General features: G+C 36.9%; 28 protein-coding genes and 3 tRNA genes. 5 read left to right on the top strand and 26 right to left on the bottom strand.

Features of this window, described 5'->3' with window-relative positions:
• Positions 1-77: 77 nt before the first annotated feature.
• The 3 genes from TE34_RS14015 to TE34_RS14005 form a co-directional block, all read right to left on the bottom strand.
• Positions 78-149: transfer RNA gene (locus tag TE34_RS14015), tRNA-Glu, on the bottom strand.
• A gap of 9 nt (positions 150-158) precedes the next feature.
• Positions 159-249: transfer RNA gene (locus tag TE34_RS14010), tRNA-Ser, on the bottom strand.
• Between the two features lie 3 nt (positions 250-252).
• Positions 253-327: transfer RNA gene (locus tag TE34_RS14005), tRNA-Asn, on the bottom strand.
• Between the two features lie 79 nt (positions 328-406).
• Here TE34_RS14005 and TE34_RS21065 point away from each other — a divergent pair.
• Positions 407-667 carry a hypothetical protein gene (locus TE34_RS21065; RefSeq protein WP_157037638.1) on the top strand — a complete coding sequence of 87 codons (261 nt, stop codon included), beginning with the start codon at positions 407-409 and terminating at the stop codon, positions 665-667.
• 252 nt (positions 668-919) lie between these two features.
• On the opposite strand, the gene TE34_RS14000 is transcribed toward TE34_RS21065, so the two are convergent.
• Positions 920-1375 (bottom strand): SprT family protein, encoded by a 456-nt coding sequence (locus tag TE34_RS14000; RefSeq protein ID WP_047985441.1) that lies wholly within the window; start codon positions 1373-1375, stop codon positions 920-922.
• 280 nt (positions 1376-1655) lie between these two features.
• Between TE34_RS14000 and TE34_RS13995 the strand changes: the two genes are divergently transcribed.
• Positions 1656-3134 (top strand): catalase, encoded by a 1479-nt coding sequence (locus tag TE34_RS13995; protein WP_047985440.1) that lies wholly within the window; start codon positions 1656-1658, stop codon positions 3132-3134.
• A 42-nt stretch (positions 3135-3176) separates the two neighbouring features.
• Here TE34_RS13995 and TE34_RS13990 read toward each other — a convergent pair whose 3' ends face one another.
• From TE34_RS13990 to acpS, 15 genes are all read right to left on the bottom strand, one after another.
• Complete coding sequence (locus TE34_RS13990; RefSeq protein ID WP_162200025.1) at positions 3177-3470, bottom strand: YciI family protein; 294 nt, start codon at positions 3468-3470, stop codon at positions 3177-3179.
• A gap of 40 nt (positions 3471-3510) precedes the next feature.
• The gene (locus TE34_RS13985; protein WP_047985439.1) at positions 3511-5679 is read right to left on the bottom strand and encodes a Tex family protein; all 2169 of its coding nucleotides are present in this window, start codon (positions 5677-5679) and stop codon (positions 3511-3513) included.
• A gap of 93 nt (positions 5680-5772) precedes the next feature.
• Positions 5773-6360 (bottom strand): PP2C family serine/threonine-protein phosphatase, encoded by a 588-nt coding sequence (locus tag TE34_RS13980; RefSeq protein ID WP_047985438.1) that lies wholly within the window; start codon positions 6358-6360, stop codon positions 5773-5775.
• Positions 6361-6364: 4 nt separating this feature from the next.
• The gene (sigB, locus tag TE34_RS13975) at positions 6365-7153 is read right to left on the bottom strand and encodes an RNA polymerase sigma factor SigB (protein WP_047985437.1); all 789 of its coding nucleotides are present in this window, start codon (positions 7151-7153) and stop codon (positions 6365-6367) included.
• On the bottom strand, positions 7128-7601 hold the full coding sequence (gene rsbW, locus TE34_RS13970; protein ID WP_047985436.1) for an anti-sigma B factor RsbW: 474 nt from the start codon (positions 7599-7601) through the stop codon (positions 7128-7130). Before rsbW ends, sigB begins: the two co-directional genes overlap by 26 nt.
• Complete coding sequence (locus tag TE34_RS13965) at positions 7602-7934, bottom strand: STAS domain-containing protein (RefSeq protein ID WP_047985435.1); 333 nt, start codon at positions 7932-7934, stop codon at positions 7602-7604. It lies immediately after the preceding gene.
• Positions 7935-8019: 85 nt separating this feature from the next.
• Entirely contained in the window at positions 8020-9030 is a 1011-nt protein-coding gene (locus TE34_RS13960) for a PP2C family protein-serine/threonine phosphatase (RefSeq protein WP_047985434.1), read from the bottom strand.
• 98 nt (positions 9031-9128) lie between these two features.
• A complete protein-coding gene (locus tag TE34_RS13955; RefSeq protein ID WP_047985433.1) occupies positions 9129-9530 on the bottom strand; it encodes an anti-sigma regulatory factor in 402 nt (133 codons plus the stop codon).
• Positions 9531-9533: 3 nt separating this feature from the next.
• On the bottom strand, positions 9534-9890 hold the full coding sequence (locus tag TE34_RS13950) for an STAS domain-containing protein (protein ID WP_047985432.1): 357 nt from the start codon (positions 9888-9890) through the stop codon (positions 9534-9536).
• On the bottom strand, positions 9862-10767 hold the full coding sequence (locus TE34_RS13945) for an RsbT co-antagonist protein RsbRA (RefSeq protein WP_047985431.1): 906 nt from the start codon (positions 10765-10767) through the stop codon (positions 9862-9864). Before TE34_RS13945 ends, TE34_RS13950 begins: the two co-directional genes overlap by 29 nt.
• Before the next feature lie 179 nt (positions 10768-10946).
• The gene (locus TE34_RS13940; RefSeq protein ID WP_047985430.1) at positions 10947-11306 is read right to left on the bottom strand and encodes a type II toxin-antitoxin system PemK/MazF family toxin; all 360 of its coding nucleotides are present in this window, start codon (positions 11304-11306) and stop codon (positions 10947-10949) included.
• A gap of 3 nt (positions 11307-11309) precedes the next feature.
• Positions 11310-11594 (bottom strand): CopG family ribbon-helix-helix protein, encoded by a 285-nt coding sequence (locus tag TE34_RS13935; protein WP_047985429.1) that lies wholly within the window; start codon positions 11592-11594, stop codon positions 11310-11312.
• Between the two features lie 164 nt (positions 11595-11758).
• Positions 11759-12877 (bottom strand): alanine racemase, encoded by a 1119-nt coding sequence (gene alr / locus TE34_RS13930; protein WP_047985428.1) that lies wholly within the window; start codon positions 12875-12877, stop codon positions 11759-11761.
• A 290-nt stretch (positions 12878-13167) separates the two neighbouring features.
• Positions 13168-14193 carry a LolA family protein gene (locus tag TE34_RS13925; protein WP_047985427.1) on the bottom strand — a complete coding sequence of 342 codons (1026 nt, stop codon included), beginning with the start codon at positions 14191-14193 and terminating at the stop codon, positions 13168-13170.
• A gap of 344 nt (positions 14194-14537) precedes the next feature.
• The gene (acpS, locus tag TE34_RS13920; RefSeq protein WP_047985426.1) at positions 14538-14891 is read right to left on the bottom strand and encodes a holo-ACP synthase; all 354 of its coding nucleotides are present in this window, start codon (positions 14889-14891) and stop codon (positions 14538-14540) included.
• Between the two features lie 139 nt (positions 14892-15030).
• On the opposite strand from acpS, the gene TE34_RS13915 reads away from it, so the two are divergent.
• On the top strand, positions 15031-15795 hold the full coding sequence (locus TE34_RS13915) for a rhomboid family intramembrane serine protease (RefSeq protein ID WP_047985425.1): 765 nt from the start codon (positions 15031-15033) through the stop codon (positions 15793-15795).
• 13 nt (positions 15796-15808) lie between these two features.
• Here the strand turns inward: TE34_RS13915 and TE34_RS13910 are convergent, their stop codons facing one another.
• The 3 genes from TE34_RS13910 to TE34_RS13900 form a co-directional block, all read right to left on the bottom strand.
• Entirely contained in the window at positions 15809-17233 is a 1425-nt protein-coding gene (locus tag TE34_RS13910; protein ID WP_236687157.1) for a PH domain-containing protein, read from the bottom strand.
• Positions 17223-17702: a PH domain-containing protein gene (locus tag TE34_RS13905; RefSeq protein WP_047985424.1), complete on the bottom strand. Its 480-nt coding sequence runs from the start codon at positions 17700-17702 to the stop codon at positions 17223-17225. The genes TE34_RS13910 and TE34_RS13905 overlap by 11 nt, the downstream gene beginning before the upstream one ends.
• Before the next feature lie 93 nt (positions 17703-17795).
• A complete protein-coding gene (locus TE34_RS13900; protein WP_236687159.1) occupies positions 17796-19232 on the bottom strand; it encodes a DEAD/DEAH box helicase in 1437 nt (478 codons plus the stop codon).
• 470 nt (positions 19233-19702) lie between these two features.
• Between TE34_RS13900 and TE34_RS13895 the strand changes: the two genes are divergently transcribed.
• Together TE34_RS13895 and TE34_RS13890 are read left to right on the top strand one after the other, a co-directional pair.
• Positions 19703-20611: a DMT family transporter gene (locus TE34_RS13895; RefSeq protein ID WP_047985422.1), complete on the top strand. Its 909-nt coding sequence runs from the start codon at positions 19703-19705 to the stop codon at positions 20609-20611.
• Between the two features lie 68 nt (positions 20612-20679).
• Positions 20680-21534 (top strand): DegV family protein, encoded by an 855-nt coding sequence (locus TE34_RS13890; RefSeq protein WP_047985421.1) that lies wholly within the window; start codon positions 20680-20682, stop codon positions 21532-21534.
• Between the two features lie 142 nt (positions 21535-21676).
• Here TE34_RS13890 and TE34_RS13885 read toward each other — a convergent pair whose 3' ends face one another.
• The 4 genes from TE34_RS13885 to TE34_RS13870 all read right to left on the bottom strand — a co-directional run bounded on the left by TE34_RS13885 (position 21677) and on the right by TE34_RS13870 (position 25077).
• A complete protein-coding gene (locus TE34_RS13885; RefSeq protein WP_047985420.1) occupies positions 21677-22390 on the bottom strand; it encodes an alpha/beta hydrolase in 714 nt (237 codons plus the stop codon).
• A gap of 128 nt (positions 22391-22518) precedes the next feature.
• Entirely contained in the window at positions 22519-22887 is a 369-nt protein-coding gene (locus TE34_RS13880; RefSeq protein WP_053075086.1) for a YppG family protein, read from the bottom strand.
• Positions 22888-22978: 91 nt separating this feature from the next.
• On the bottom strand, positions 22979-24382 hold the full coding sequence (locus tag TE34_RS13875; protein WP_047985419.1) for a hypothetical protein: 1404 nt from the start codon (positions 24380-24382) through the stop codon (positions 22979-22981).
• On the bottom strand, positions 24379-25077 hold the full coding sequence (locus TE34_RS13870; protein WP_047985418.1) for an ABC transporter ATP-binding protein: 699 nt from the start codon (positions 25075-25077) through the stop codon (positions 24379-24381). Before TE34_RS13870 ends, TE34_RS13875 begins: the two co-directional genes overlap by 4 nt.
• Positions 25078-25178 lie beyond the last annotated feature (101 nt).

The following is a 25178-nucleotide window of genomic DNA, read 5'->3' as shown; positions in this document are numbered from 1 at the left end:
GACTCGAACCCGCGACCTCCTGCGTGACAGGCAGGCATTCTAACCAACTGAACTACCGGACCTTATAAAATTGTTAATGACCCGTACGGGTTTCGAACCCGTGTTACCGCCGTGAAAGGGCGGTGTCTTAACCGCTTGACCAACGGGCCATATTATAATGGCGGAGAAGGAGGGATTTGAACCCTCGCGCCGGTTACCCGACCTACACCCTTAGCAGGGGCGCCTCTTCAGCCACTTGAGTACTTCTCCATTTGGCTCCACAGGTAGGATTCGAACCTACGACCGATCGGTTAACAGCCGATTGCTCTACCACTGAGCTACTGTGGAATAATAATAGTTAGTTCACTAATTATGTTTTTGAAAGCATATTCCAAGATGTTGGACCCCTGCTTCTTCTAGCTTATTCATGGATGTGTATCCATCGGGGTTACTCGTAGCTAATTCGGTAGATGTGTTGCTCGTTGCTCTACCACTGAGCTACTGTGGAATAATATTAGTTAGTTCACTAATTATGTTTTTGAAAGCTTATTCCAAGAAGATGACCCCTGCTTCTTCTAGCTTATTCATGGATGTGTATCCATCGGGGTTACTCGTAGCAGATTCGGTGGAAGTAATGCTCGTCTCTACCACTGAGCTACTGTGGAATAATATTAATGTCATTCGCTAATTATGTTTTTTGAAAGCAATAATAATTTCAGCGACGAAGAATATCATACAATATATAAAAATCATTGTCAAGCGATAATTATAAAATCCTTTTCTTCATCTCAACTACTTTTGCTTCATCTTATTTTCGTAAGACTTAATATAATTTACCATGGCTAATCTATTTCGTCAATTAATATTTTGCGTCTGAATTTATAAACTTTTTACCCCCCTATTTTCTTCTTATATAATGTAATTCCAAAATCCACAGACTTTATTTTAGTTCAACCAACTTCCCGCGGCATCTTCCACATCGATAACGTTTTAAATCGACTCTTCTTACCCTTTTATAAACTTGATTACAATTTAGACATCGGTAAGTATGCTTCCTTCTATTACTATTAGAAGGTAATGGTTTACAATGTCTCGGGGAACCAGTCTGCCTTAATAGTTCTTTAAACTCTGGGTCACCATGTTTATAACCTTTCCCCTCTATGTGCAGATGATAATGACATAGTTCATGCTTGATGATCCCAATAAACTCATCCATATCTGTTTCATAATAATACTTTGGATTTAACTCAATAATCCTTTTGCTAGGTAAATACCTGCCACCAGTCGTACGCAGTCTACTATTAAATTTAACATCATCTATATATGGTTTTCTAAAAAACTCAAGCGATATCTTATTAACAAGCTCTAATAGTTCTTTCTCACTTATCAAGTTCATTTGCGAATACTTCCTTCGTTATAATCAGCTATTATTATTTTTCCTTATAAGCAGCAATGATTCTGTTGTTAATTAAAATAATTATAATTAAAAATTGATTTTTATCTGTAAATCATTATAATAGAACTTAGGGTGTTTCATTAAGAACCTATGAAAGGAGGATAGTCTAGTATACTTCCATCCTTATACAAGGATCTTAACAAACTATCTATTTAGTAATCTTTTCATTACTATGATACTATAATACGTGTATTTTATCTTATTAGGAGGGACAATTTCAATGAGCGAAAAGAAAAAATTAACTACCGCATTCGGTGCTCCTGTACCAAATGATGATGACGTAAAAACTGCTGGTCCTAGAGGTCCACTATTAATGGAAGACTTCTGGTTCCTAGAAAAACTAGCACACTTCGATCGTGAAGTAATTCCTGAACGCCGTATGCACGCTAAAGGATCAGGTGCTTATGGTACATTCACTGTAACTCATGATATTACTAAATATACTAAAGCAGCAATGTTCTCAGAAGTAGGTAAGAAAACTGATATGTTCCTACGTTTTTCTACTGTTGCTGGTGAACGTGGTGCAGCGGACGCTGAACGTGATATTCGCGGAACTGCATTAAAATTCTACACAGAGGAAGGTAACTGGGACCTAGTTGGTAACAATACACCAGTATTCTTCTTTAGAGATCCTAAGAGATTCCCAGATTTAAACCACGTTGTAAAACGTGATCCTAAAACAAATATGCACAGTGCACAAGCTAACTGGGATTTCTGGACAGGACTACCTGAAGCTCTTCACCAAGTAACAATCGTAATGAGTGACCGTGGTATTCCTGCAACTTACAGACATATGCATTTATTTGGAAGCCATACTTATAGCATGATTAATGCTGACAACGAACGTGTTTGGGTTAAATTCCACTTCCGTTCTCAGCAAGGAATTAAAAACCTTACTGATGCAGAAGCAGAAGCAGTAATCGGTAAAGACCGTGAAAGTAGCCAAAAAGATTTATTTGAATCAATTGAAAAAGGCGACTTCCCTAAATGGAAACTTTACATTCAAGTAATGACAGAAGAGCAAGCTAGAAATAGTAAAGACAATCCATTCGATTTAACTAAAGTCTGGTACAAAAAAGACTATCCACTAATTGAAGTGGGTGAATTAGAGCTTAACCGTAACCCAGAAAACTACTTTGAAGAAGTTGAGCAAGCAGCATTTGCTCCAACAAACATTGTTCCTGGTATTGGGTTCTCACCAGACAAGATGCTTCAAGGTCGCTTATTCTCTTACGGAGATGCACAGCGTTACCGTTTAGGTGTTAACCACTGGCAAATTCCAGTTAACTATCCTAAAAACGCGAAAAACTTTAATCCATACCATCGTGATGGAGCAATGCGTGTCATGCCTCATGGTAAAAATGTAACGTATAGCCCTAACAGCTATGGTGAATGGGAAGATAGTAAAGAACATCAAGATCCAAGACAAACACTTGCAGCTGATGTGGACTACTTTGATTTCCGACAAGATGATGATAACTACTTTGAACAACCAGGTAAGTTATTCCGTCTAATGACTGCTGAAGAACAACAAAGATTATTTGAAAACACAGCAAGCAATATGCAAGGAACAACTAAAGAAGTACAATTAAGACATATTAACCATTGCTATAAAGCAGATCCAGCTTATGGTGAAGGTGTTGCTAATGCACTAGGAATTTCCATGAGTGAAGTGGAAGCTGCTAGTGATGTAAAATAATAAACAAAATAAGAAAAGGCACTGCAATCGCAGTGCCTTTTCTTATTTACCTTCTAATAAAGAAACTCTAAATGGGTGTAACTCCGAAGACATTATCCCTTCTTTTACAGATGGATCATTTTCCATTAAAATCGTTGCTTCACCTAACGAATTTGCGCGAAGGATAACTATGCCGAAAGCACCATCTAAACATGGTCCCGCCATGATTACTATCTCTTCCCTTTTTAGGTTCTTTAGGTAGTTAAAATGTTGTTCCATGACCTCAGATTCCCGTGATGTCATAGTATTTATAAAGTTTTCTCGTACTGGTCTTATCAAATAGACAAATTCATCCATATGCAGTACCACCTTCCCCAACATCATACGGTTACGAATTTCACTTTTCTTGAACCATAGATAAAGCTACTCTCCCTTTATCCACATTAACACTCTCCACCCACACTGTTACTACATCACCAACAGATGCAATGTCCATCGGATGTTTAACAAATGTATTCGACATTTTTGAGATATGCACTAACCCATCTTGCTTCACTCCAACATCAACGAATACACCAAAATCTACTACATTACGAACAGTACCTTGCAGTTCCATTCCAGGCTTTAAGTCTTCTAAAGATAGTACATTCTTCTTAAGCAATGGTTGAGGAAACTCATCACGTGGATCACGCTCTGGCTTACTTAATGCTTCAATTATATCTTCTAAAGTAGGCTCTCCGATATCCAATTGTGCCGCAACGTCCTTCTTATTAAGGTTATCAAGCTTTTCCTTTAGCTTTGGTGAGCCAATATCCTCAATTTTACAATCCAGCATGGATAATAATTTCTCTGTATGAGCATAGCTTTCTGGGTGAATTGGTGTACGGTCTAATGGATTATCCCCATCAATAATACGTAAAAAGCCGATTGCTTGTTCATAGGTTTTGGCACCTAATCTTGGGATTTTCTTTAGTTGCTTGCGATTCGTAAATTTACCATTTTCATTTCTAAGCTTCACGATATTCCCAGCAACTGTTTTGCTGAGCCCAGATACATATTGGAGCAATGACCTAGATGCCGTATTAACGTTAACACCAACTTGGTTTACTGCTGTTTCTACAACAAATGTTAACGATTCATTTAATGCCTTCTGGCTTACATCATGCTGATATTGACCAACACCAATAGATTTTGGATCTATCTTTACCAATTCAGCTAATGGATCTTGTACACGTCTAGCAATAGAAGCAGCACTTCTTTCTTCTACTTGTAAATCCGGAAACTCTTCTCGAGCTAGTTCGGATGCAGAATATACACTCGCACCCGCTTCATTAACAATGATATATGGCATATCTAGATTATTCTTTGAAATAACATCAGAGATAAATTGTTCCGTTTCTCGAGAAGCAGTACCATTCCCGATAGCAATTAATTCTACAGAATACTTTTTCACAAGCTCCAGAACTTGCTTTTCCGCTCCTACGACATCATTTTTCGGAGCAGTTGGATACATTACCCCTACTTGATGCAATTTACCAGTTTCGTCTATTACAGCTAACTTACAGCCTGTCCGATATGCTGGATCCACACCTAATATCGTTTTCCCCTTTAATGGTGGTTGTAACAACAAATTCTTCAGGTTGGTTCCAAATACCGATATGGCCTGTTCTTCTGCCTGTTCCGTTAAACCTGATCGAATTTCACGCTCGATAGATGGTTCAATCAAACGTTTGTAAGAATCCTCGATAGCTGTTTTTATTATTCCACTGACTTCTAAAGTTGTTTTCTGTTTAATTATTTTACGTTGTAAATAACCAATTAGCGAATCAACAGGTGGGACGATAGAAACTTTTAAGATTTCTTCCTTTTCACCACGGTTTAATGCGAGTATCCGATGGGAAACGATTGAACGCACCGCTTCACTGTAGTCATAATACATTTCATAAACGCCTTTTTCATCTTTTGCTTGATTTTTCACCTCAGATTTTACAAGACCCCTTTTGAACGTCTCATTCCTAATATACTCTCGGTATGCAGGCTCATCCGAAATCCATTCCGCAAGAATATCATTTACACCAGCTAACACATCCTCTATAGTGATCAACTCATGCTCTTCGGATAAATATTGCTCGGCTTCCTGTTGCACATCAATTGATTGCTGCCTCCAGATTATTTCAGCTAAAGGCTCGAGTCCCTTTTCTTTAGCAATAGTGGCCTTCGTTCTTCTTTTTTGTTTAAAAGGTCTATACAGATCCTCTACTCGTTGTAATTGGGTCGCTTTTCTAATCTCACTTTCTAACTCGGGTGTCAGTTTACCTTGTTCATCAATTAAGCGAACAACTTCTTCTTTCCTTTGTGCTAGATTAGATGCATACTGCCATTTATCCTGAATTGCTTTAATTTGAACCTCATCAAGTCCCCCAGTTACCTCTTTTCGATATCGAGCTATAAAAGGAACTGTATTACCTTCTTCTAGTAAGTCAATTACTTTATGTACGATATTTGTAGAAACCTCAGTTTCCTTTGAAACCCACTGGGCTAATTCCTGTTTTAATGTATCAGACAATCGTAACTCCTCCTTATCACCATTCTTATTTTATCAAAAAAACAGTTGAATTCCTAAGAAACTAAAAAAGACTGGTGTTATACCAGCCTTTCATTAATTTTCATATCGTATTGCAATCAATGTTGTATCATCTTTCCTGGGATATTCACTTCTTAATGCAAAGGACTTTGTTATCCGCTCTACTTCCTTATCATAAAAATTATTCTCTGTTAATTCCCGATTGGAAACACCATCTGTAAACATAATGAAGTTCATTTCATTTACTAGTGGTTCACTGATGACCTTGAACTTTTTCTGATGACCAGATAAGTACCCTACATTAGGCATATTACGTTTTCTGCGCCCCACTCCGGTTAAAGCTATAACACCAACATTACCTATGGAAGATATCGAGTAGCTTTTAGTGTTAAAATCGATTTTTAGAATCGCTAGTACAGCTCCTCGCTTACCAATCAATTGTTCATTACTCTTTTTCACCAAATCTTCAACGGCGTAGTCTATGTTTTCCTTAATAATATTGATGACAATTTCCGAGGATTCTCTCGCGAATTCGCCACTGCCTAAACCATCCGCTAAAGCACAGACAAACTCATTCTCCGTCTCGCAATAATAGTAACTATCCCCAGATGTTTCATTACCATTTTTTGCTTCTTGATAAACTGCTACCTTCACTCGATTCATAAGCTTATAATACCTCCGCACTATCTGAATTAATTGCTTCACGGAGTTTCTTTAATGACCTTCGTTGTAAACGTGAAACATGCATTTGTGATATACCTAACAATTCACCAGTTTCTTTCTGGCTCATATTTTGAAAATACGTACAGCGGATAATTTGTTGTTCACGGTCTGTTAATATTGGAAGAATTTTTTCTAAAAGCATTTTGAGGTCTATTTGTGAATATCCATCTTCATCAGAACCAATCATGTCTAAGATTGCTATTGTGCTCCCATCTGAGTTACCTTCAATACTTCGATCAACGGATAATGCTTTATAACTTTGGTTCATTTCCATTGTTTCGAGTACTTCTTCCTCAGAGACTTCTAGATATTCAGCAATTTCCTTTACGGTAGGTGATTTTTGATTTTTTGTGGTTAATTCATCGACGGCTTTCTTAATCTTTGGACCTAATTCTTTAATTCTCCTTGGCACATGGACACTCCAGGTTTTATCACGGATAAACCTTTTGATTTCTCCGATAATAGTTGGGATGGCAAAGGATTCAAATGTCTTTCCATAGGAAGCATCGAATCGTTTTATTGCTGCCAATAGTCCGATCATACCTACTTGAACTAAATCTTCATGAATCATACTATTTCTCGAATACTTCCTAGCAATCGATTCCACTAACTCTTGATAGGTTAAAATAATTTTCTGCTGGATTTCTTCGTCTGAAGGGTTTTTCTGAAGATGCTCAATCCACCTGTAAACCTCATCTCTTCCTTTATTATTTGGTTGAGACGTGGTCGTCATTAAACCCCACCTCTTGATTCTCAAGGTACTTTGTCATTAGAACAATAACACCCGAGCTATTATTTATTTCTACTTTATCCATGAGTGTATTGATTAAAAATAAACCAAAACCCCCTTCTCGAAGGTTCTCAATGGATTCTTCACTATCATATGGTCCAATCTTTGCTTTTACTTCCTTTAAGTCAAAACTACCACCGTGGTCTGCTACCATGACTTCCAGACGATTCTCATATATTCCAAAGCCAATGGTAACCTCCCCATTTTCATTTTCCTCATATGCATGATTAACGACATTTGTCACTGCTTCAGAAACAGAGATTTTTAAATCCTCTATATCCTCATACGTAAAACCTATTCGGTTTGCAACGCCTGAAATACTAAGTCGGATCACTCCAACATATTCCGGCTTTGCAGGAAACTTCATCTCTATAAAATCAAACGATTCCATTTATTCATCCACACCTCGAATCGTAGAGTTTAAGTCCATTATTTCGTGTAGTCCAGTTATTTGGAATAAACGGTATACCCGGTCTTGCAAATTGATCAATTTAAATTTGCATTCATGTTCATTCGACGACTTTAGGGCATTGATAAAAACCCCTAACCCTGTGCTATCCATATAATTGACATGAGTTAAATCGACTTCTAATAAGGTTCCTTTTTGCTTTGTTAGTGGGAGTAATGCATCTTTTAATTTTGGTGCCGTGTACACATCGATTTCCCCAGATAAATGAACGACCGAACCATTATTCCCTTCATCTATTTGGACTTGTAGATTCATAGTTTTCCCCCCGTAACACCTATATTCAAAGAACTAGCCCTTTTATAAGGTTTCGTATCTTACATGTTCCCAAGAATTGATAGTATTAAACCACTTTTTTTAAGATTACTAAGGTAAAGTCATCTTTAAGTTGAAAATTTTGTATGCGCTCAAAATGACGGTAAACACGGTTAACAATTTCTTGAGCAGGTAAATGCATATACGTTCGAATTACCTCTAATACTTCATCGCGCTCAATAAACTGATCCCCTTTTCGACATTCGGTCACACCATCGGTTAGCAATATGACCATATCATCTTTATTAAGCTCAAGTTCGTATTGAGAATAAGTCGTATCAGGCTTCACACCTAGTACTAAACCTTTTGCTTCAATTTCTTTAAATCTATTCGCTTTACTACTATAAAAAAAGCCTGGCTCATGTCCTGCTGAAGAATAAAAGAGTTTACCAGAGTCGGGCTTATATGTAGCATAGAACATCGTAATAAACATACTTGGGTCAACATTTCGTTCAACTACTCTATTTAAGCTTTTTAATATAGCATTGGTAGACATTTCACTTTCCGGAAAACTATCCATTGCATATTTAATCATCGACATAGACAACGCCGCAGGAATACCTTTACCTATAATGTCTGCGATTGCAATGTTGATGGAACCATCCTTCCCTCTTACAAAATGATGATAATCGCCATTCATTTGGTTAGCAGGGACACTAATGACTCCAATATCCAAGTCATCCGTTTGAGGTATTTCAGATTGCAGAAGAATTTGCTGCATTCTAGCAGCAAGATGAATTTCTGATCGCAATTCTAATTGTTTTTCACGAAGTTGCTGATATTCCTGATGTGCCAATCCATAAGAAATCATTGCTTCTAATAAGAAGTTCATAGAAGGCTGTATTAGTTCATGTAGATCAGGGTAAATCTCGAGCAATGCTTGAATATGTAAATTTACTATTTCCTCTGGTAGAATATTATTTTTAATAAAAGACTTCGAGATTTGCTCTGCACCATACAGCGCTCGCTCATCCTGAGTTTTAATATATCCCTTTAATAAATCAGTATAACTCCTAGCATCTAAATCTTTCGTATCCATAGCGGCCTCTCCTATTCTTTTATTAGAACTTCACTTATAAGTTCATAAAGTTGATGTACTATGGTGCCTAATAAGAAGCATTGATACTGCTAGTTCGTTTATCTTACCCATTTAGTAGTCGTAATCTTCGTACCCTTGCCAACCTCAGATTCAATATCAAAATCATCCATTAATCGCTTTACACCAGGCAAACCAGCACCAAGTCCTCCAGAAGTGGTGAAACCGTCTTCCATCACTTGACTTAAATCCCTAATCCCTGGACCATTGTCTGTAGCTAGCACTCTTATCCCTTTATGTTCTAACGACTCCACTATTTCAAAACATACCTTTCCTTCACCAGCATATAAATGTATATTTCTAGCAAGTTCTGATATCGCTGTTGTTATTCGTGCTTGGTCAACTGTTCCAAAGCCTAAATTTTTGGCAATGTCTCGACCCATCTGACGTGCAGCAACAATATCCCACTCTTTCATGATCGTAACATAGGATTGGGAACCCATCAGCTATTCCCCCAATTCCTGGTGAAGTTTCATCAAACCTTGTTCCAGGTCTAAGGCGGTTGGAACATTCTGCAGATGAATACCCAATTCAATTAATGTCATTGCAACCGCTGGCTGAATTCCAGTTAAAACAACTTTAGCCCCCATTAGATCTGACATTGAAACGACATCACCTAACACCTTTGCGATAAAGGAGTCAATTACGTCTACTGAAGTTAAGTCAATCACAACTCCAGTTGCTTCCGTTCTATGAATCTCACTGAGTAAATCTTCTTGGAATTGAATAGCAGTTTGGTCATCTAGTTCCGTTTGTATAGAAATTAGTAGATAGTTATGTAGTTTTAAGATCGGAATTCGCATGAATCCTTTCACTCCCTTTATCCAAACCCAACAATTGGTCAATATTTTGAGACTTATCTTGCATTTCCACGATTGATTTATTCGTTATTTCTAGCGCTAGCATAAAGCCTTTTTTCAAAGTACTTTTCGTTGGTAACTTCGAAAAGTTTATTCCTAAATTAACAATAGTTTGCGCTATTTCTGGACGTATTCCTACTAGAATACATTTTGCTCCTAACAGTCTAACCGCTTCTGTTGCTTGGAACAAATGATGTGCAACCATCGTATCTACAACCGGAACTCCGGTAATATCAATTAGAACAACCTCTGCGTTGTGTTGCATAACCCCTTCTAATAGATTCTCCATAATAAACTTCGCTCGTTCCGTGTCGATTGTCCCGATTAAAGGCATGATTGTAATATTATCCATAACAGGAATTAACGGAGCAGATAATTCCTGCAGAGCAATTCGTTGTAACGATACAACATGCTCCCAACTAACAGAATATTCGTTTACTAACTGTCTAATAATTGGTTCAACCCATACATCTACATTATTGATAACTTCTGAAATATATTCACTATCAGCCTGTTCAATCTCAGTTAGTATCGTGTTTGTAGTTACTTTCCTAAATACTAAAAGACCATCGATAATGTAGCTTAATGGCCAGCCTAACTTTATTATTCGATCTGAGAAATCCTTTACTATCTTCGTTGAACCGTTCCCTTTGATACTATTCAGTATGACATTGACGAATTCATCATTATTATTCTCAAATAGCTCTTTGGAAATATCAGCTGTATAGTTTGCACTCTTTAACCGATTAATCTCCTTGGACCATTCTTGAATGATTCTATCACTATTATCAATAGCGATATCCCTAAGATCCCTATTCATTCCCCTGCAACCTCCGATTAACATAAATATTATAAATATTGTCACATGATATGTTTATTATTGCAAACAAATTATCATACCATGTGGCAATACCCTTGATATAATTCGATACATTTTAGAGTTTTCAGTCTATTTAAAACATAAAAAAACTCATAGCCTCTATCTTAAACTATGAGTTCTTATTGCCCATACATGTCCCTAAGCCCTAAACTTATTTCCAGTGCATGATTAATTTTTTGCATCATAACGTCGTCTAACTTTGTTATTTTATCTGTTAGTCGCTGTTTGTCTAATGTACGAATCTGTTCTAAAAGGATAACAGAATCCCTATCAAACCCATAACGCTTCGCATCTATCTCAACATGAGTAGGTAATTTCGCTTTTTGGATTTGAGCAGTAATTGCAGCAACAATAACCGTCGGGCTGAATCGATTTCCAATATCATTTTGGAGGATCAATACAGGACGAACGCCCCCTTGCTCTGATCCAACTACAGGGGATAAGTCAGCGAAATACACTTCGCCTCTTTGAACAATCAAATTCTACACCCCGATCACAGAGCGCTCTAGAGTAATTTCAGCCTCCTCTTCAGCCTGAAAAGCTTCTGAAGCAATAGAGAGATTGATTCTTGCCATTTCTTGATAGCCTTTTTGCATGGATTTATAAAAGTTTTGAATGTACTCTTCTTTTTTAGTTTCTAAATAGGTTCTAGTTGCCTGACATATGAAATCACTAAGATCCCTGTTCTCTTTTTTCACTAATCCATCCACCTCATTTAGTAGGTTTTTCGGTAGCCGTACCATAACTTCTTGTAAGCTCTCTGACAAAACCAAGCACCTCCACCAACTGCTCGAACGAACGTTACTCTATTCTGTATTTAGTCAAATTTAATAATATCATTGTCTAGCCGTAATTGCAAAGGCTTATCAGTCTTTTTCCGAAAAAAATTGGGTAATTAGCCCTGCACATCACATCGTCCTGTTATTCTTGTCTATTCGATATAGACTCGAGGTACTCTTTCATTAATCATACAGGGAATCTCATAATTGATTGTATCTAAATAACTTGCAAGTTCATCGATTTCGATACAATCTTTTCCTTGCTCACCTATTAAGGTGACCTTTGTTCCGATAGCATACGGTTTATCCAACCGTATCATCATCTGATCCATGCATATTCGACCAACAATAGGCATTCGTTTACCATCTACTAGAACGCTCATACCTTGTAGTTTTCGATTCCAACCATCCCCATAACCGATTGGTATTGTTCCTATCCATTCATCTCCTTCTGTAATATAGGATCTTCCATAGCTAACAGATTCACCTCTAGAAATCTTTTTAACATGAACTAGTCTGCTATGTAATGAGAATGCTGGTTTAAGATTAATGGCATACTCCTTTTTTACAGCCTCAGAAGGATACAACCCATACATGGATATGCCAAAACGGATATGATTATGCATATTTTTTGGGAAACGTATCGCAGCAGCACTATTGCCTATATGGATATTAACCGGTACGCTCCAGTTTTGCTTTATGACATGTAGGAATTCTGCCAGACGAGTTGATTGTTCGTAGTAATAAGTTAAATCATTTTCATCAGCTGTTGCAAAGTGGGTGAAGATACCAGATAATTGGATATTCTTATTCTTTGCTATATCTTGTAAAATACTTACTATTTCCTCTTTCGAGCGTATACCGATTCTGCCCATACCTGTATCTAATTTGATATGAACTTCTAATGGTTGATTTAATTCCTGATTAACTTCTTCGAGCCACTCTTTTTGGAAGATAGTTAGTGTTATATGATGTTTTGCTGCAAGTGATGCGTAGGTTGCTGGCACCCAGCCGAGTACTAGAATTGGTGCTGTAATAGATGCTTTTCTAAGAGTTATAGCTTCTTCTAGTATTGCGACAGCTAATGCTTTTGCACCTGATTCGAGTGCTTTTTTAGCAACTGGGACAATTCCATGGCCGTATGCATTTGCTTTTACGACTGCAATTATATTACTATCTTGCGGTAGTTTTTCCTTTATTTGTGTAATATTATACTTAATTGCTTGAAGATTTACTTCGACCCATGTTTCGCGATACATTTCTTCTACCACAATGATAGCTCCTTTCTAATACCTTAGCTTAATCTAAATATGAAACTTTCTGGCCTAATCCGCGGCCCGAATACACTTCGCTTTCCGCGGGCGGCTGGTGAGCCTCCTCAGAGCTAAAGCTCTTGCGGGGTCTCACCTAGGCCTATCCTCCCGCAGGAGTCTTCGTGTATTCGGGCCGCTAAGCGCATCAATCTATAGCTCTTTTTATTGTTATATAAATATCCCAAGTTTACCCTTATTATAAAATAAAAGCAGACTCTTATCTATGAGCCTGCTGATTTTTTTATTTATTATTGTTTTACGCTTTGTCCTTGGACGGATTGTGCTACTTGTAGTAATTCTTCTCTTGTTAGTTGATCACTTGCTAGGTAGAAGTTTGAGCCATTGTAATCCCATTCTACGGCATTTTCTGATAGTGCTCCTACTACTCCGAATCCTAAGTTAACAATGTCTCCGTTTACTGCTACTGGGGAGGATAGGGTTTCTACTACATTTCTCTTTTCTTGTACTAGTGTGAAATTCTTTTCTCCAGTAAATGTTGAAATGATTCGTTTCCCGTTTTCTAGATTCACTTCAACTTGATCAGATAATTCAGCTCCGACCGTTTGAAGAGGAACCATTACCTCTAACCCTTCTGTCATTCCGTCACCAGAAGTTGGTACGTCTTCTGGTGTTGTACTTGCCATGTTTTGTTCAATTTCAAAGTCCTTATCATTAAAGGTAGGATCTAACTCAAAGCTATTAAACTTCACTTCAACAACTGCATTACCATCTGTATCCAATACTTTAACTAAGACTGGAGTATAGTTCTCCTTATCAAAGTAAATCTCTTGGTATGGTAGGTTGTTATTGCTTTGATAATTTGTCTTTGTCGTAAAGATGTAATTCTTTTCATCTGTAGTAAATTCCGCTTCTTCATCGTTTGTAATATCCTCTACAAGCGATTGGTATAAATAAGGTTGACTACTATTATCCGGCCATTCGGATTGAAACTTAAAGCTCTTTTTAAGCTCTGGCGTTAATACGAAAACACCATCTTTATTTTTCAGGATAATTTGTCCACCTTTATCTTCTTTGTTGCTAGATAAGGCGACTCGATAGAAGTCCTCTTTTTTATGCCAAACATCAATCTTAAACAGTTGCTCTTCTTCACCAGTATTCATTTTCATCTCTACATTTGCTTTGTAACCGGATAAATCAGCAACATTTTCTCCAAGCTTTTTAACAACATCCTCTTGAGATTTCTCTCCACATGCAGCTAGAATCAATACAATACCGAATACGAATATCATCCATAAACGTGATTTTTTTATCATGGACATATCTCCCTTGTCTAAAATTACAAACCTAACCTCTTAGGTTTTACGATTTATACAAAGGGAACTTTTTCACCGAAAGAATTTACGACAGACCATATTTACCAGCTTTAAGACAATAATATCATCCTTTAAATCCACCCTCTCCTTAAATTTTGCGTTAAGTGTTGTCAAACGTCTCCCAATTCTTTGTTGCCATTTGGGCCAGTGTCCCTCAGTCTGTTATGGTCCTATCGTGTACTTCTTATCGCGGTGATTATAAAGAGCTTGTTCCCTCCTGCCCGCAATAAAATATATGAGACAACCTCTGTAATTATGCAGATGATACGCGAGAAACTATTAATTTAAACTTCCAGTACTACTTGTGCCACTGCATATTCTCTACTATGAGTAATGGAGACAAAAATATTCATCTTTTCATCTAGTTGCACATGAATATAAGGTGCACCGTTTTCATCGTTCATGACTTCAATGTCTTGGAAGCTAAGCGTGCCAATTCCAGTTCCCATTGCTTTTGCGAAAGCCTCCTTAGCAGCAAATCTTCCTGCCAGGAATTCTACTTTTCTAGTTTCACTTTGTAATAATGAGAAGTTTTGTTTTTCTTTTTCTGTTAAAATTCGATCGAGGAAACGTTTATTTTTCATACTTTTTCTTATTCTTTCTAGTTCAATGATGTCAATTCCAATCCCTTTAATCATTTTTTTCTCCTAACATACAATTTAATGTTTTTATGTAAAAATAGTATTATAGTAATCTAATAGTGTACATAATATTATATTAACCAAGTGTTGTATAAAAATACGAATTGAAACCACTACTGGAAAGAGGAGAATAAATTTGTTTATACGAAATGAGAGAAGTGTGAAGGAGTTTATTAGTAGTTACCCAATTGTGTCTACAATTGTTATTATCCATATCCTTATTTGGTTCCTTGTTGATGTATTGCCGATTAATCTATTCGATCAGTTATATGAATTAGGTGTTGGTAGACATTTTGAAATCCATAACGGGGAGTATTGGAGATTTCTTACACCAATTGTTTTACATGGTGGTCTTACTCATATGCTGTTTAATTCTTTTTCTTTAGTGCTATTCGGTCCTGCTTTGGAGCAAATGTTAGGTAAATCAAAGTTCCTCATTGCCTATGTAGGTGCTGGTGTTCTTGCCAATATTGCTACCTTTTTCATTAATCCATCGATACTCTTTCAGCATGTTGGAGCATCCGGAGCCATTTTTGGCATCTTTGGAATTTATCTCTTTATGGTTGCCTTTCGCAAGCATTTGATGGATTCCCAGAGTTCCCAAATTATCACGGTCATCTTAATCATTGGTCTCGTGATGACCTTCCTACGACCAGGGATTAACATATATGCCCATGTGCTAGGGTTTATTGCTGGATTCCTCATCGCACCTTTAGTACTTACCAGTGCACGCCCTTATAATCCGTGGCAAACGAGAAGGCATTATGACGATGATGGAGAGGTCCGCTTTAATCCAAATCGATGGAAGAAAAAAAGATTCCGTGGTAACGGCAAACTAAGTCCAATATGGATAATCATTATTGTGTTAGTTGTTCTCGGCCTTATAACTAGACTACTATAAAAATATCGAGGGGTCAGACCCCTCGATAGGAATACCAATCTGCCATTTTATTAGCTGCCTCTAGATCTAACTCTTTTACGTGATAATGCTTACCAAGTCCCATTTTACCAACAATGGATAACTTTATAGTAGCTAGCTTCTCTTTTCGATGAAGTATATGTTGCTTTTTATTAAAGGCTTGTATTCGTTTATGATTCATCACCATCGTGACTTTGTTAAAATTGCGATACCGAATAGTTAACTTATTATCTTCTAGTGCATACCCTGAATCCTTTACTTGCAGGAGACCGAGTAAAATACTTAAGCCTAGAATCGCGACAGGTATCCAAGTTAATTGCGGCAAGAAATATAATGCAGCAATTAATAATACCAAGGATGGTACAACCGTTCGAAAAAGGTAGTATTTTGCTGAACGCTTTGGTAATTTAGTGAAATCTGTTTGATTAACAGTGTAGTTGGGCAATAGTTCGGTCAAGAAGTTATCTATTTCGCTTTTTTTCATGATCGGGAATAATACAGTCGAAAAATCTTCCCCTTTTTGGTTCGATCCTCCTGCAATTTCCGCAATAACGGTTGCATAGCCAAGTGGTTGCCTAATTAAACTCTCTACATAACCTACTGCCTGAATCCTTTTCATTGGAATAGTAATATGCTTTTTCTCCAGCAGTCCACATGTAATCACGATATCTTCTTCTACTTTTTCAATAGTGAAGTTCCAGTATTTAATGATTGTACCTACAATCCCTAATACCCAAAGAAGGATGAACACTCCGATTATCATCATTACTAAGATTATTATCCCTAATCCAACAACCCAAGAGTACGCATTATCATAGAAATCAGAGGGAATGAAACGGCTTAATTCAGAAGATACTGCACCGGCAATTGCTAAGATGACACCTATACTGCCAGAAGTTGCCCCCGTTATAATAAGACGTTTTCTAGTAATGGTTCGTGCTGGATGTTTTTCTTCATGGTTTTCTTCTAACTGCTCGACTTCCCCTAATGTTTTTAACTCCGTTCGCAATGCTTTCCCTTGCATTAATGTTACTGCATTTAAGGATGCCTCCGCTTCTGCGCCTGTTCCCGCTGTTTCAATTTCGACCTTTACCAATTTAAATATTCTATGTAGGAGGTTTTGAGTTAAATCTATTGATTGTACTCGGTTTTTGGATATGTATCGCTTTTTTCGAATAAATACGCCATATTCTAGTTTTAACTCGTCACCCTCGACATGGTAAGTAAAACGTTGCCAGGAAACGAAGCTAGCAATTGCAATAATCAAGACAAGAACGACTATCATTAAAATAGCATATAAAATATGTAAATTAATTAAAGATACAAATGCGATAACAAATAAGAAAAAAGAATCCTTAATTCCTTTTACAAGATTAAAGATTACGGTTGCTGGATGTAAGCGACTCGGTTCAGACATCATCTTCATCCACCTTTGCTAGTGTTGAGATTTTATCCCTCAACTCCGAAGCTATTTCATTTGATAATGCAGGAATTTCGTGAGTTGTTGCAGCAGTTGAAATGGAGACACTCGCTAAATCGTACTTTTTTAGTATCGGCCCTTGCTTCGTTTCAACATGTTGAACGCGAATCATTGGAATAAGCGTTCTAGAAACCACTAAAATCCCATGTTGAATATAGATTTCTTGTTCAAATACCTCATAACGCCATCTTCTCCAACGAAGCTTTGGAATAAGAAATGCTGTAATGTATGTACTAACAATACTAACTGCAAATACAATTGCAACGATCCACAACGGAAAATCAATCACAAAGTGTAGAACAATACCAACGATGGTAAGTATCCACACAATCGCTTCATATAATATTGCCGTTATTTGCCAAGCTTTAATCGCATCCCGCGAAATCATATTAATCGGTGGCTTTCTCATCTAATATTTCCCCCTATTAATCCAAGAAAAAGCCCCTATTTTACAAGGAGCTTTTCTAGATGTTTCATATGTGATCAATTTTTTGTTTTGTGTTTAGTCACGGTTTCTTCTTTTTTGGAAGTTGCCGCTTTTTCGGTTTCGTCCGCCACCCTGATTTCTTGCACCTTGGGTTCTTCCTCCGCCCTGACTGCGTTTGCCGTAAGAACGTTTGTTATTGGAACGACCTTTATCTTGATGTGCTTTTTTCACACTAATTGGTGCAACTCCGGAAATTTGAACTGGAACATCTCTTCTTTCCTTCGTTAACATCTTTAATGCCGCAGCAACAATCGTTACAGAGTCATGCTCTTCTAACAATTCATTTGCTGTTTGATGATATGCATCAAGTTCATTTTTCTCAATTGTTTTCAGTATTTTTTCAACTGTTAATTGTTGCTGACCAATACGTGCTTCCTTGTTAGAAGGTGGTACCATGCGTTTCATTTTACTTTTCGTAACTTTTTCAATTAAGCGAAGGTGAGCGATTTCTCTTGGAGTAACAAATGAAATTGCTTCTCCAGTACGACCAGCACGTCCTGTACGTCCAATTCGGTGTACGTAGCTTTCTGGATCCTGTGGGATATCAAAGTTGTAAACATGTGTAACACCTGAGATATCTAGTCCACGCGCAGCTACATCCGTAGCAACTAATATGTCTACACGTCCGTTTTTAAATTTATTCAACACAGACATACGTTTACCTTGTGTTAAATCACCATGGATACCTTCTGCTCTAAACCCTCTAGCTTGCAAGCCTTCCGAAATCTCATCTACACGTTTTTTTGTTCTACTAAATATGATCGCTAGCTCTGGATTTTGCATATCCAACAGGTTCGTTAACGTATCAAACTTATATTTTTCTGGGATTTCAACAAACTCTTGGGAGATGTTCTCCACAGTCATTTCTTTTGCTTTAACCTTAACCTCTTTTGGACTGTTCATTAGGTTCGTTGCAATATCACGAATTTCCTTTGGCATCGTAGCGGAGAACAGTAATGTTTGTCTTTCGCTAGGAACTTGCTTAAGAATCTCGCGGATATCATCAATAAAGCCCATGTTTAGCATTTCATCTGCTTCATCTAGAACAACCGTGTGAACCGTATTTGTACGGATAGTTTTTCTTCTAAAGTGGTCAAGTAATCTTCCTGGTGTTGCTACTACAATATGTGGACCATCTTTCAATGAACGAGTTTGTCTGTCCATAGGAGCTCCACCATAAACGGAAAGAACACGAACACCTTTAAATTTACCTAGTCGGTTCAATTCTTCTGAAACCTGGATAGCAAGCTCACGAGTTGGAGCTACTACTAATCCTTGAATCTTTCGTTCAGATGTATCGATTTTTTGGAGCATCGGGATACCAAATGCTGCTGTTTTCCCTGTACCTGTTTGTGCTTGCCCGATTACGTCATTTCCTTCAAGGGCTAGAGGAATTGTTTCTGATTGTATTGGTGTTGCTTCCTCAAATCCCATTTTTTCTAATGACTTCATAATTGGATCTGAAATGCCTAATTCTTTAAATGTTGTTGTCACGCCTATAAATTCTCCTTTGTACATGTTTTTTTAGCGTTTGAACTTGCCGTGATGCTTGTACCGAGAATTACATCACCTTATTTTTATTATCTTATCCATTTATCCGAAATCTTACATGCTCGTAATTAGTAACGAAGCATATTTATATTCGATTACCTAAATTTGAATATTCTTCAATTGACATAAAGTGTAAAAGGCTTAACCTTAGATGGAAAAGCCCAGGATTATCATCTAATTAAAGTACTCTTCCATTGATAAGAGCCTTATTTCGCCTGAGTAAAAACCAGGCAATAAGCACCGTGGCAAATTAACCGTTAGTTTATGATAACATATCATTTATAGTACAAGCTAGTTACAAATGATTTTTCTAATTTAACATGATAAAATAGAAGACTAAATCAACCTACAAATACTTAGGAGGCAAGTGAATGAGGGTCCCTCCATTCAATCCATATATCGCAGTCGTTATTGGTGTTATCTCGGTTTCAACATCAGCTGTACTCGTTAAATTAGCTGGAGATGCGCCTGCAGCAATTATCGCAAATTACCGATTATTACTAGCAGTATTAATCATGGCACCTATCATGGTACTCAAATACCGCCATGAATTTAATCAAATCACTAAAAGGGATTGGTTATTAACTACGCTAGCTGGTATTTTTTTAGCATTTCACTTTATTCTCTGGTTCGAATCTTTAAATTATACATCGGTAGCAAGTTCGGTCGTTCTCGTTACATTACAGCCTATCTTTGCATTTCTCGGTACCTTCCTCTTCTTTAAGGAACGTTTTACACCTGGAGCAGTTATTAGCATGTTAATTGCCTTACTCGGCAGTTTTATCATTAGTTGGGGAGACTTCCAAATAAGTGGGATGGCCCTTTTTGGAGATATTCTGGCACTTATCGGTGCTATTGCTATTACAGCCTATTTCCTACTAGGACAGAATGCACGTAGGCGACTTTCTCTCATGACATATACATTTGTTGTGTATGGAGTTAGTTCGATCACACTAATAATTTATAACATTTTGTTACAAAATTCGTTTGTAGGGTACTCTCCTGATTACTGGCTTATCTTTTTAGCCTTAGCTATTATTCCAACCTTTTTTGGACACACCCTATTTAATTGGGCTTTAAGATGGTTAAGTACTTCCACCATTAGTATGGCAATTGTTTTTGAACCAATAGGTGCATCAGTACTTGCCTACTATATCTTAGGTGAAGAGATTACATGGTCTCAGTGGCTTGGCGGAACCATAGTTATATTTGGATTATTCTTGTTCATTATGAGCACAACCCGAAAATCTAGTGTAACAATTCATAAAAAAGTAAGATAACTTTTTACTAACGATGTAATTAAACGTTATAATAAAATAAAACTATTATTTAAGAAATAGGTGATTCTATGTCTATTCAGTTAATGTCCGATGGCGGAGCAGATATCCCAAAGGAGTTAATGGATAAAGCAGGTATAAAAGTGATTCCTTTATATTTAAATTTTAAGGATCAACAGTATAAAAGTGGCGTTGAGCTTGATTTAGAAAGCTTCTTTAAAAAGATAGAAGAAACAAAAGAATTACCCCGTTCCGCTGCACCAAGTCCTAATGATTTTTATGAAGGATATAAAGAGGTTGATCCAGCGAAGCCTATCCTTATGGTAAGTCTTTCTAGTGGTTTAAGTAGCACCTATGAAAATGCAGTTGCTGGGAAAAACTTGTTATTGGAAGAAGAGCCCGAACGTAAAATCGAAGTAATTGACGCACGAACAGCTTCCTGTGGACAAGCCATACTATTATTTGAAGCATATGATAAAATCCAAGAGGGCTACTCTCTTTCACAGCTTGCCACTTATCTTCAGGACAAAGTAGAAAAAGCTACAACTCTCTTTGTTCTAAAAACCTTAGAGAACTTAGTAATGGGTGGGCGAATAGATAAAGTTAAGGGTACGATAGCTAAAACCTTGAATATTAAATTACTTATGAAAGCAAGTGACGAAGGAACTATTGAGGTTGTCGAAAAGGTTCGAGGAGATAAAAAATCCATTCGACGTTTTGTAGAACAAATTGGGGACTATGCTAAAACTTTCGAAGATAAGGTTCTAGTAATGACACATTGTAATGCTGCAGAACGTGCAAAATCAGTACTTGCTGAAATAAAAGCAAAATATAACTTTAAAGAAACCTATTTAAGAGAAATGGGACCTCTCATCTCTACCTACGGCGGAGACGGCGCATTGGTTATCTCTTTCTTTAAAGATTAAGAATTAACCTCTTTACTTAAATAAGTGCACAAGGGTCTGACCCCTCAAAAACAACATATTATTACGGTTGTTTTTGAGGGGTCAGACCCTCCTTTAGCTACCTTGTAATGTGGGGGTCAGACCCTTTTTACGCTAATTCCCGTTAAACCAGCACCTCACTACCTTCAACAGGCTTCACCAAAAACTCATGCACCATTCGATTTAGCGTATCCTTATCATTCCCTAAGCAAATCAGGTGCCTAGAGCGCTCAAAGAACACTACTTCTTTACGTTTAGATGGTATTTCCTTATCAAGATAGTAAGCGGTCTTATAAGGTACCATACTATCCATTTGTCCCTGTGCAATTAACACTGGGGATTCAACATTTTTCAAGTACTTTCTTGTTTGACGAACCAGTTTAAGAAATTCAAGATTTGCCCGAAACGGAACACTACCTAGCTTTCTTTTATAATGACAGTACAATTTATTCTGGCCCAATTTACCAGTTATTCCATCCCTCAACACATCACCTAGATCTACACTGATTTGCTTAAACGATAAATACTTCCCGGCAGTAGCTAACAATACCAATTTGTTCACCTTATATTTTGCAGCTAAATATGCAGCAATCATCCCGCCCATTGAAAAGCCAATGATATAAATTTCATCATATTTTTCTCTTAATTTCTTTAAGGAAGCTTCTGCTGTTTCTAGCCAACTTTTGTAATTGACATTTTCAAGCATTAGATTTCTCCCATGCCCTGGTAAGGTAGGAACCGAAATATGCCAATCTGTGTTGGCTTCTAAATACTCAGTAAGTGGTTCTAATTCGTGCGGACCACCTGTAAAACCATGTATAATTAAACACCCTATCATATTTTAATCTCCTTTATGAAAATCTCGATGTAAGAGCAGAGCATAATGATTATTTTACTTTTACCCTAAATTCATCCAATCCATTCAGATTTGCTCTCATATTCCCATTACCATAAATTTCATAAAGCTTAACGGAATGTTTTCATAAAGTCGCCAAATTGTTTGATGATTGGAGATACTTGATGATACGTATTGGCTATTTGACTAACTGTTGTTAGCATTTTATCCAAGTTCATTTGCCCATTTTGCTCTTGGAATTGTGACATCATCTGTGGTTGGGCTTGTTGATTATTTCCTTGCAGTTGTTCATTATTTGCATACCAATCCTGCGGTTGCTTTGGTTTAGCAAATTGTTCAAATGGTGATTTCGGTTGTTCATATAGATTTTGATAGTATGGTGGTTGCTGTTGCTGAAAACCGTGGAAAGGTTGTTGGATTTGTTGTTGGTAATTAGGAGGAATTTGGCGTTGATACGGAGGATAACCATAATGTCTCATCAGACACACCCTTTCCTTCATTCCTTTTTACAATAATTTATGCAAGCAGGTTGGGTTGTGTGTTTTCGTATGATATAAAAAGAAACACGTGCTAGACATCGTGCTTCTTTTGGGAAGGTATTATTATTTGATAGATAACATAAGTCAATAAGACCACTGAAACAAGTGTAAAGTAAATGTTATACGCACATAATACAATGAGTCCTAGACTACAAAAAGCTATTGTACCTTTTAGAGTTAGCTGACTAAGCCTTTTATTCAACCGTTCCGATGCCGTGTCCATTTTTACTTCATAATTAATAATAAAAACACTAAAGATTAATAAGAAGAACCCTATACTCCACCAAGAAAAATGCACGATTGAATAAACTGTTATTGGAATCAGGATTGGAATAAATCCTATCAACACCCATTTCCTCTTCGTGATACGAAAACTTTTTACATCCCATGGTAAAACCTGAACGATACCTGTATAAAAACGGTCCACGAACAAACTCGAAACAAACGTGGTATAGACAAAGATGCTTAAAGCGATACCAATTAACGCAACGGTAGGATGGATAAAAGGTAATATAGTATTGGTTAGAAGCAATCCTCCCACTACTTTTACAATAAACTCGATGTTTTCCCTATAATATTGTAACCACAGCCTCTTATGTATAGCAGAATTCGTATAAGTAAATGGTTTCTTCCTGGAGGCTCTATTTTGAAATAAATTAAATCTTTTCTGCCTTTTAAACTTTACCTTTGTAGCTTTAGATACGATTGGCATCGACCAAATAATATAATCATTAACTTCAATGACTCTTCCCCAATTAATATTGTCAAAAAGTCTATTTGCTAATAGGAAGTTACATGCTATCATCGCAATAAATACCCCGATCCCTACTATTGGCGAAGTATGTGTAAACGTCCCAACCATAGTCAGCATACCCAGCGAAAGTAACAGAGTTAGCTTCACCATAAAATTGGTTTGAAATAGTTTCCATTGTGGTACCGTCATTAAAACCTCTATGACCCAAAATAATATAAAATATAAACTGATGATTTTCGGATCAATGGGAGTTATCAGCATAGCTATGGCAATAACAACGAGATATTTTAAAAGCAGCTTTATCCATTTTTCTATAGCAACGAAGAAAGCAATTCGCTTAATAGAATATGGTAGCATACCTAGTTGATACTCCGAACTAGTTATCGTTATCCCTGGGTTTCGAAAAGATTGAAAGATATACCTGAGTGGGACAATTGATAAGATCAACCAGAATCTCTCGTTCAATTGGGTCTCAACGAATTGAAACTCATCTTGGAACACCTTAAAGAAATCATTGAAAATAAAAATACTCGCAAAAACATAGCCACCAACAATAATCGAATAAATAATCGTAATTATATCGAATGATAAAGCTACAAGTGTTTTATAGACAGCTTTCTTTTTACGAAATCGACCTTTTCTTACAGGTAGGTAAGCTTGCCAAGGTGAAGGATGGTTCATGACTCATCACTTCTCCTTTTAATCGTTTCAAATTCATCTATAGAACCTTTATGTAGTATCTTTCCTTCTTGTAACATGATAAATTGATCTGCTATCCCTTTCACACGATCGAGTTGATGCGTCGTTAATAAAATGCTTGTCCCACTAGCCATTTTCTCTTGTAAGATTTGCTCGAAGTAATCGACTGCATAAATATCTAACCCCATAAAAGGTTCATCTATTAATAACAATGGCACATCCGGAAGCATAGCACAGATGGTTTGAACCTTTTGCCGCATACCCTTGGAAAGTGATTCAGGGTATTCATTTAATTTATCTTGTAATTCAAATCCTTTTACATATTTATCTACACGTTCCAGCAATTGGTCCTCTTCCATTTGATAGCTCTTTCCATAAAGTTGGAAATGCTGCATGGCTGTTAATTCGGTCATTAGTAATGGTTCTTCAGGAATAAATGTGATTCGTTGTTTATAATCTAAAAAAATTTTATCTTGATCAAAGGTCTCTTGAATAATTACCTCCCCAGAAGTCTTTTCTTGAATTCCCATGATTGTTTTCATTAATGTCGATTTTCCTGCACCATTATGACCAACTAATGCAACTACAGTTCCCTTATTTACCGAAAATGAAATCTCAGATAATAACTTAGTAGTTCTAACATCCACATCAACGTTTTTTACCTCTAATACCTTCACTATTACCACCTCATTTACAGTATAATACGTATTTAAGTCTATTAAGGTTTCAAAAAACTAATAACGTCATACTAAATGGAGCAAAAGCCGAACGATACATA

Source organism: Ornithinibacillus californiensis, from assembly GCF_001038485.1.
Lineage (GTDB): Bacteria > Bacillota > Bacilli > Bacillales > Amphibacillaceae > Ornithinibacillus > Ornithinibacillus californiensis.
The sequence above is the reverse complement of the archived record's forward strand: the minus strand, read 5'-3'. Positions and strand labels throughout refer to the sequence as shown.

What these genes read in the sequence shown, in the direction of transcription:
- TE34_RS21065 (WP_157037638.1), top strand. Translation starts at nt 407, where the DNA reads ATGGATGTGTATCCATCGGGGTTACTCGTAGCTAATTCGGTAGATGTG.
- TE34_RS14000 (WP_047985441.1), bottom strand. Translation starts at nt 1,375, where the DNA reads ATGAACTTGATAAGTGAGAAAGAACTATTAGAGCTTGTTAATAAGATA.
- TE34_RS13995 (WP_047985440.1), top strand. Translation starts at nt 1,656, where the DNA reads ATGAGCGAAAAGAAAAAATTAACTACCGCATTCGGTGCTCCTGTACCA.
- TE34_RS13990 (WP_162200025.1), bottom strand. Translation starts at nt 3,470, where the DNA reads ATGGATGAATTTGTCTATTTGATAAGACCAGTACGAGAAAACTTTATA.
- TE34_RS13980 (WP_047985438.1), bottom strand. Translation starts at nt 6,360, where the DNA reads ATGAATCGAGTGAAGGTAGCAGTTTATCAAGAAGCAAAAAATGGTAAT.
- sigB (WP_047985437.1), bottom strand. Translation starts at nt 7,153, where the DNA reads ATGACGACCACGTCTCAACCAAATAATAAAGGAAGAGATGAGGTTTAC.
- rsbW (WP_047985436.1), bottom strand. Translation starts at nt 7,601, where the DNA reads ATGGAATCGTTTGATTTTATAGAGATGAAGTTTCCTGCAAAGCCGGAA.
- TE34_RS13965 (WP_047985435.1), bottom strand. Translation starts at nt 7,934, where the DNA reads ATGAATCTACAAGTCCAAATAGATGAAGGGAATAATGGTTCGGTCGTT.
- TE34_RS13960 (WP_047985434.1), bottom strand. Translation starts at nt 9,030, where the DNA reads ATGGATACGAAAGATTTAGATGCTAGGAGTTATACTGATTTATTAAAG.
- TE34_RS13955 (WP_047985433.1), bottom strand. Translation starts at nt 9,530, where the DNA reads ATGGGTTCCCAATCCTATGTTACGATCATGAAAGAGTGGGATATTGTT.
- TE34_RS13950 (WP_047985432.1), bottom strand. Translation starts at nt 9,890, where the DNA reads ATGCGAATTCCGATCTTAAAACTACATAACTATCTACTAATTTCTATA.
- TE34_RS13945 (WP_047985431.1), bottom strand. Translation starts at nt 10,767, where the DNA reads ATGAATAGGGATCTTAGGGATATCGCTATTGATAATAGTGATAGAATC.
- TE34_RS13925 (WP_047985427.1), bottom strand. Translation starts at nt 14,193, where the DNA reads ATGATAAAAAAATCACGTTTATGGATGATATTCGTATTCGGTATTGTA.
- acpS (WP_047985426.1), bottom strand. Translation starts at nt 14,891, where the DNA reads ATGATTAAAGGGATTGGAATTGACATCATTGAACTAGAAAGAATAAGA.
- TE34_RS13910 (WP_236687157.1), bottom strand. Translation starts at nt 17,233, where the DNA reads ATGATGTCTGAACCGAGTCGCTTACATCCAGCAACCGTAATCTTTAAT.
- TE34_RS13905 (WP_047985424.1), bottom strand. Translation starts at nt 17,702, where the DNA reads ATGAGAAAGCCACCGATTAATATGATTTCGCGGGATGCGATTAAAGCT.
- TE34_RS13900 (WP_236687159.1), bottom strand. Translation starts at nt 19,232, where the DNA reads ATGAAGTCATTAGAAAAAATGGGATTTGAGGAAGCAACACCAATACAA.
- TE34_RS13895 (WP_047985422.1), top strand. Translation starts at nt 19,703, where the DNA reads ATGAGGGTCCCTCCATTCAATCCATATATCGCAGTCGTTATTGGTGTT.
- TE34_RS13890 (WP_047985421.1), top strand. Translation starts at nt 20,680, where the DNA reads ATGTCTATTCAGTTAATGTCCGATGGCGGAGCAGATATCCCAAAGGAG.
- TE34_RS13885 (WP_047985420.1), bottom strand. Translation starts at nt 22,390, where the DNA reads ATGATAGGGTGTTTAATTATACATGGTTTTACAGGTGGTCCGCACGAA.
- TE34_RS13880 (WP_053075086.1), bottom strand. Translation starts at nt 22,887, where the DNA reads ATGAGACATTATGGTTATCCTCCGTATCAACGCCAAATTCCTCCTAAT.
- TE34_RS13875 (WP_047985419.1), bottom strand. Translation starts at nt 24,382, where the DNA reads ATGAACCATCCTTCACCTTGGCAAGCTTACCTACCTGTAAGAAAAGGT.